Origin of the sequence: Mycobacterium sp., assembly GCF_039583805.1 — a bacterium.
In the GTDB taxonomy this organism is placed as follows: Bacteria; Actinomycetota; Actinomycetes; order Mycobacteriales; family Mycobacteriaceae; genus Mycobacterium.
The window spans coordinates 3,134-9,228 of sequence record NZ_JAVKSH010000015.1 but is presented as its reverse complement, the minus strand read 5'-3'; the positions used below and the strand labels follow the sequence as shown (position 1 = coordinate 9,228).

The 6,095-nt window shown below is 68.4% G+C and carries 6 protein-coding genes and 1 pseudogene; 5 read left to right on the top strand and 2 right to left on the bottom strand.

What is annotated here, in order from left to right; genetic code table 11:
• The 5 genes and pseudogenes from ABDW21_RS03350 to ABDW21_RS03330 form a co-directional block, all read left to right on the top strand.
• Window positions 1-191: pseudogene (locus tag ABDW21_RS03350) on the top strand (nicotinic acid mononucleotide adenylyltransferase); the annotation flags it as partial.
• On the top strand, window positions 188-556 hold the full coding sequence (gene rsfS / locus ABDW21_RS03345; RefSeq protein WP_343600057.1) for a ribosome silencing factor: 369 nt from the start codon (window positions 188-190) through the stop codon (window positions 554-556). The pseudogene ABDW21_RS03350 and the gene rsfS, both read left to right, overlap by 4 nt.
• Entirely contained in the window at window positions 553-1,227 is a 675-nt protein-coding gene (gpgP, locus tag ABDW21_RS03340) for a glucosyl-3-phosphoglycerate phosphatase (RefSeq protein ID WP_343600059.1), read from the top strand. The genes rsfS and gpgP overlap by 4 nt, the downstream gene beginning before the upstream one ends.
• The gene (gene octT, locus ABDW21_RS03335) at window positions 1,217-1,948 is read left to right on the top strand and encodes a diglucosylglycerate octanoyltransferase (RefSeq protein WP_343600060.1); all 732 of its coding nucleotides are present in this window, start codon (window positions 1,217-1,219) and stop codon (window positions 1,946-1,948) included. The genes gpgP and octT overlap by 11 nt, the downstream gene beginning before the upstream one ends.
• A 5-nt stretch (window positions 1,949-1,953) precedes the next feature.
• The gene (locus ABDW21_RS03330; protein ID WP_343600062.1) at window positions 1,954-2,790 is read left to right on the top strand and encodes a DegV family protein; all 837 of its coding nucleotides are present in this window, start codon (window positions 1,954-1,956) and stop codon (window positions 2,788-2,790) included.
• Here ABDW21_RS03330 and ABDW21_RS03325 read toward each other — a convergent pair.
• A complete protein-coding gene (locus tag ABDW21_RS03325) occupies window positions 2,787-5,666 on the bottom strand; it encodes an RND family transporter (protein ID WP_343600064.1) in 2,880 nt (959 codons plus the stop codon). The two genes, ABDW21_RS03330 and ABDW21_RS03325, sit on opposite strands and share 4 nt — an antisense overlap.
• Window positions 5,663-6,094: an MmpS family protein gene (locus ABDW21_RS03320; RefSeq protein ID WP_343710057.1), complete on the bottom strand. Its 432-nt coding sequence runs from the start codon at window positions 6,092-6,094 to the stop codon at window positions 5,663-5,665. Before ABDW21_RS03320 ends, ABDW21_RS03325 begins: the two co-directional genes overlap by 4 nt.
• Window position 6,095: the final 1 nt, after the last annotated feature.

Here is a 6,095-nt window from a genome sequence, read left to right as displayed (position 1 = left end):
AGACCCTGCCCGACGAGACCCTGCCCGACGACGCGTTGACCCTGGTCGAGGTCCCGGCGCTGGCCATCTCGTCGACCGACTGCCGCCACCGCGCCGAAGAGGGCCGGCCGCTGCGGTACCTGATGCCCGACGGCGTGGTGCAGTACATCTCCAAGCGCGAGCTCTACCGCAAGCCCGGCGACACGGTATGACGGCCACCCGGGAAGCCATCGACATGGCGACGGTGGCCGCCGGCGCCGCCGCGGCGAAACTCGCCGACGACGTCGTCGTCATCGACGTGTCCGCCCAGCTGGTCATCACCGACTGCTTCGTCATCGCCTCGGCGTCCAACGAGCGTCAGGTGAACGCCATCGTCGACGAGGTGGAGCAGAAGATGCGCGGCGCGGGTTACCGGCCGGCCCGGCGCGAGGGCGCCCGGGAGGGGCGCTGGACGCTGCTGGACTACATCGACATCGTCGTGCACATCCAGCACCAGGACGAACGCGACTTCTATGCGCTGGACCGGCTGTGGCGGGACTGCCCGCTGCTGTCCGTCGATACGGACGGCGTGGGATGACGACGCGGCGGCTGGTGCTGCTGCGCCACGGGCAGACCGACTTCAACCTGGGCAGCCGGATGCAGGGCCAGCTCGACACCGCCCTCAGCGAGCTGGGCCGCGCTCAGGCCGTCGCCGCCGCGGAGGTGCTGGGCAAACGCCAGCCGCGGCTCATCGTGTCGTCGGATTTGCGGCGCGCCTACGACACCGCGGTTGTCCTGGCCGAGCGCGCCGGCCTGCCGCTGCGGGCCGACGAGCGGCTGCGCGAGACGCATCTGGGCGACTGGCAGGCGATGACCCACGACCAGATCGACGCCGCCGCGCCCGGCGCCCGGCTGGCCTGGCGCGACGACGCCGGGTGGGCTCCGCATGGCGGCGAGAGTCGGGTCGACGTGGCCGCCCGCAGCGTGCCTCTGGTCGCAGAACTGGTTGCCGCACAACTGGATTGGGGCGACCCCCCGGAACCCGACCGCCCGGTGGTGCTGGTCGCGCACGGTGGCCTGATCGCCGCTCTCACCGCGGCGCTGCTGCGGCTGCCGCTCGACAACTGGCCGGTGCTGGGCGGCATGGGCAACGCCAGCTGGACGCAGCTGTCCGGACACTCCGGCGCGGACTGCGCAGGCTTCGAGGGCATCCGGTGGCGTCTGGACGTGTGGAACGCTTCGGCACAGGTCGCCGGCGATGTCCTCTGACACGGTGCTGCTGGTGTTCGCCGACTCGCTGGCCTACTATGGCCCCACCGGCGGGCTGCCCGCAGACGACCCCCGCATATGGCCCAATATTGTTGGTGCGCAACTGGGTTGGGATGTCGAGCTGATCGGTCGCATCGGCTGGACCTGCCGCGACGTCTGGTGGGCCGCCACGCAGGACCCGCGGGCGTGGGCGGCGCTGCCACGCGCAGGGGCGGTGATCTTCGCGACCGGCGGCATGGACTCGCTGCCGTCGGTGTTGCCGACCGCGGTGCGCGAGCTCATCCGCTACGTCCGGCCGCCGCGGCTGCGGTACTGGGCGCGCGACGGCTACGGCTGGCTGCAGCCGCGGCTTTCGCCGGTGGCCAGATCCGCGCTGCCGCCCCACCTGACTGCCGAGTATCTCGAAAACACACGCAGCGCAATCGATTTCAACCGGCCCGGCATTCCGATCGTGGCGTCGCTGCCGTCGGTGCACGTCGCCCCGACGTACGGCAGAGCCCACCACGGCCGGGCCGGCACCGTGGCGGCGATCACGCATTGGGCCCAGCAGCACGATATTCCGCTGGTCGACTTGAAAGCGGCGGTCGCCGAACACATCACGAGCGGCCGCGGCAACCCCGACGGCATCCACTGGAACTTCGAGGCCCATCAGGCCGTCGCGGAGTTGATGCTCAAGGCGCTGGTACAGGCCGGCGTGCCCGGCGAGAAGCCGCCCGGCTGACACCGATGTCAGTCGTGGTCGTCACCGACTCGTCGGCGTGCCTGCCCGACGACCTGCGCCGGAAGTGGGCGATCCGCGTGATCCCGCTGCATGTCCTGCTCGACGACGCCGATCTGCGCGACGGCGTGGACGACGTGCCGGAGGATCTGCTGCTGCGCGGACGCGCGACGACCGCCGCCCCGGCTCCGGCCGAGATCTCCGAGGTTTACCGGCAAGCGCTGGCCGACAGCGGCGGTGACGGCGTGGTGGCGGTGCACCTGTCGGCGGAGCTGTCGGGAACCGTGGGCGTCGCCGCGACGACGGCGGCCGACATCGGCGCCGGGGTGCGGATCGTCGACTCCAGATCGACCGCGATGAGCACGGGTTTCGTCGCGCTGGCCGCGGCCGGGGCCGCCGCCGCCGGCGCCGACCTGGACGCCGTTGCCGCGGCTGCCGGCGCCGCGGTGCTCCGCAACCATGGCTTCATCGTGCCGAACCGGCTGGACAACCTGCGGCGCAGCGGACGGATCGGCGGTGCCGCGGCGTGGCTGGGCACCCGGCTGTCGCTCAAGCCGCTGCTGTGCATCGATGACGGCGAAGTCGTTCTGGCGCAACGGATCCGCACCGCCAGCAGGGCGCTGGCGGCGATGGTGGACCGCGTCTGCGAGCTGGTCAGCGACCGCCCCGCCGCGATCGCGGTGCAGCACGCCGACAACCCGGACGCCGCCGCCGGCGTGGCCGCGGCGCTGGCCGGGCGGCTGCCGGCGTGCGGGCCGGCGATCGTCACCGGCCTGGGCCCGGTGCTGGCGTTGCATGTCGGGGCCGGCGCCGTCGCGGTGTGCGTCGAGGTCGGTGACGACTAGCGAAGCGCCGGGACCGGCAGCGGCGCGGTGTCCGCGGGGAGCGGGTCTGGGCGGCGCACGTTGTCGGAGCCGCGCGGGTGGACCACCTGCGGCCACCAGAACCAGCGTCCCAGCAGCGTGGCGATCGACGGCATCAACAATGTGCGCACGACCAGCGTGTCGAGCAGCAGACCGACGCAGACGGTGGAGCCGAACTGGCCGAGCACCTGCAGATCGCTGCCGAGAAAAGACGCCATGGTGAAGGCGAACACCAGACCGGCGGCCGTCACCACCCCGCCGCTGCCGGCCATCGACCGGATGGTCCCCGTCTTGAGACCGGCGTGGATCTCTTCCTTGAACCGCGACACCAGCAACAGGTTGTAGTCGGACCCGACCGCCAACAGGATGATGACGGACAGCGCCATCACGATCCAGTGGATGTTGAAGCCGAACAGTTCCTGCCAGACGAGCACGGACAGTCCGAACGACGCCGCGATCGAGCTCGCCGCGGTGCCGACGATCACCAGCGCGGCGACCAGGCTGCGGGTGAGCAACAGCATGATCATGAAGATCAGCGTCAACGACGACAGCACCGCGATCATGAGGTCGAACTTCTCGCCGTCGTGCATGTCCTTGAACGTCGCGGCGGTGCCGCCCAGGAAAACCTTGGCCTCCGACAGGGACGACTGCTTCAGCCCCTCCTGCGCGGCGGTTCGCTCCGCGTCGACGCGCGAGATCCCTTCGGGGGTCATCGGATCACCCTGGTGGGTGACGAAGAACCGGGCCGACTTGCCGTCCGGTGACATGAACTGTCTCAGACCGATTTGGAAGTCGGGGTTGTCGAAGGCCTCGGGCGGCAGATAGAAGAAGTCGTCGTTGCGGGAGGTGTCGAAGCTCTGCCCCATGACCATCGCGGTGTCGCTCAGGGCCTCCAGCTGGTTGATCATCGCCTGGAACGTGGCGTGCATGGTCAGCGTCAGCGCCCGAGTCGTCTTGAGCGATTCGATCTGCGGCGGCAACAGCTCCATCAGCTGCGGCTGGATCGTGTCGATGGAGTCGAAATCGTTTGCCAGCTGGTGGAATTTCTCGTCGAGCTTGTCGATCACGTCCAGCGAGTCGAACACCGACCTGAAGGAGAAACAGATGGGAATGTCGAAACAGTGCTTGTCCCAGTAGAAGTAACTGCGGAGAGGCCGCCAGAAGTCGTCGAAATCCGCAAGGTGGTCACGCAACTCGTCGGTGATCTCCGTGATTTCGTGGGTGTCGACGTCGGTGCGGTGGGTGGCCTCGACGAGTCGGCGCTGAACGTCGTACTGGCGCTGCAGGATCGAGATGGTCGTTCCGAGTTCGTCGGCCATTCTGAGGATGTCGGCCATCCGATCCTTCAAGAACGCCATGTTCTGCATCAGTGTCTGGGCTTGGATGCTGTTCTGGAACGGTATCGAACTGTGCTGGATCGGAATTCCCAATGGTCGGGTGATGTCCTGGACCATCACGATGCCGTGCACGCGGAGCACGTTTTTGGCCACCCGGTCCAACACCAGCATGTCGGCCGTGTTGCGCATGTCGTGGTCGGCCTCGACCATCAGCATGTCGGGGTTCATCCGGGCTTGGGAGAAATGCCGGTCGGCGGCTGCGTACCCGACGTTGGAGGCGGCGCTGGTGGGCAGGTAGTAGCGGTCGTTGTAGCTGGTCCGGTATCCGGGCAGGCCGAGCATGCCGATCAGCACGATCGACGCGCTGACGGCTAAAACCGGTGCGGGCCAGCGCACCACGGCGATGCCGACACGCCGCCACAGCCGGCCTTTGGCCGCGCGCTTGGGCTCGAAGAGACCGACACGGCTGCCCAGGAACACCACGGCCGGCCCCAGCGTGAGCCCGGCGGCCACCACCACCAGCATTCCGATCGCCACGGGTGCGCCCATCGTGGAAAACCAGGGCAGCCGGGCGAAGCTGAGGCAGTACGTCGCGCCCGCAATGGTCAGGCCCGACCCCAGGACAACCGGGGCCACCGACCGGAACGTCGTGTAGTACGCGGTTTCCCGGTCTTCACCGGCGCGGAGCGCCTCTTGATAGCGGCCGATCAGGAATATCCCGTAATCGGTGCCGGCCGCGATGGCCAGCATGGTCAGGATGTTGGCCGCGAACGTGGTGAGCCCGAAGACGTCGTTGTAGGCCAGCACCGCGACGACGCCGCGCGACGACGCCAGCGCTATGCCCGTCATGAAAAGCTGCACCGCCGTGGTGACGAGGGAGCGGTAGACGAGCAGCAACATCACCGCGATCGCGCCGAGGGTGAACAGCGTGATCTTGCCCAGGCTGGCGTTGCCGATGACGTGCATGTCGTCGGACAGTGCGGCCGGCCCCGTGACGTAGGCCTGCACGCCCGGCGGCGCCGGCGTGGCCTTGATGACGTCGCGGACCGCTTCGACCGAGTCGTTCGCCTGCGTGGTGCCCTGGTTGCCGGCAAGGTTCAGCATCACGTATGCGCCTTTGGCGTCGGCGCTCTGGACGCCCGCCGCGGTCAGCCGGTCGCTCCAGAAGTCCTGGATGTGCTGCACGTGGTCGGGTTTTTGCCGCAGTTGACGGATGATGTCGGCGTAGTACCGGTGTGCGGCGTCGCCGAGCGGCTGCTGACCCTCCAGCACGATCATGATCGTGCTGTTGGAGTCGAATTCCTTGAAGTTGTGGCCCAGACGCATCATCGCCTGCATCGACGGCGCGTCCATCGGGGCCATCGGCGCCGAATGCGCCTCGCCGACGACCTCCAGACGCGGCACGATGGTGTTGACGACCACGGTGAGCAAGACCCACACCAGCACGATCGGCACTGCGAACAGCCGGATCGCGTGCGGGATGACCGGCCGGTGCGCGTCGGTGTTCGTCAGGTGGCTCATGCCGACTTCACCAGGCAGAAGGTCTGGGCGTTCAACCCGTCGGCCGTCTGCTGTTCGCGGACCAGGCCGTCGACGGTGATGCGGCAGCCGATCTGGTCCCCGTCACCCTGCGCCATGATGTTGGCGCTGACGGCGGGCAGGGTCGTGCTGATGGTGTACGACCACGGCAGCGGCGCGCCGTCGACCTGATGGGTGTTGGCTTCGGCGTCCCAGTAGTTGATGCTTGCGGTGGTCCCGGCGGGCCCGAAGACCTCGTATTTCACGACCTTCGGGTTGAACTGGATGATCTCGATCCCGGAGCCGGCGTTGGCGTTGAGGTCCTCGGAGCCGAAGATGCGGTGCAGTCGGGCCACGCCGAACCCCGAGACGGTGAGCACCACCGCCAACACCAGCGGTATCCACGCGCGTTTGGTCATCTTGGTAAGCATC

What these genes read in the sequence shown, in the direction of transcription:
- ABDW21_RS03325 (WP_343600064.1), bottom strand. Translation starts at nt 5,666, where the DNA reads ATGAGCCACCTGACGAACACCGACGCGCACCGGCCGGTCATCCCGCAC.
- gpgP (WP_343600059.1), top strand. Translation starts at nt 553, where the DNA reads ATGACGACGCGGCGGCTGGTGCTGCTGCGCCACGGGCAGACCGACTTC.
- ABDW21_RS03330 (WP_343600062.1), top strand. Translation starts at nt 1,954, where the DNA reads ATGTCAGTCGTGGTCGTCACCGACTCGTCGGCGTGCCTGCCCGACGAC.
- octT (WP_343600060.1), top strand. Translation starts at nt 1,217, where the DNA reads ATGTCCTCTGACACGGTGCTGCTGGTGTTCGCCGACTCGCTGGCCTAC.
- rsfS (WP_343600057.1), top strand. Translation starts at nt 188, where the DNA reads ATGACGGCCACCCGGGAAGCCATCGACATGGCGACGGTGGCCGCCGGC.
- ABDW21_RS03320 (WP_343710057.1), bottom strand. Translation starts at nt 6,094, where the DNA reads ATGCTTACCAAGATGACCAAACGCGCGTGGATACCGCTGGTGTTGGCG.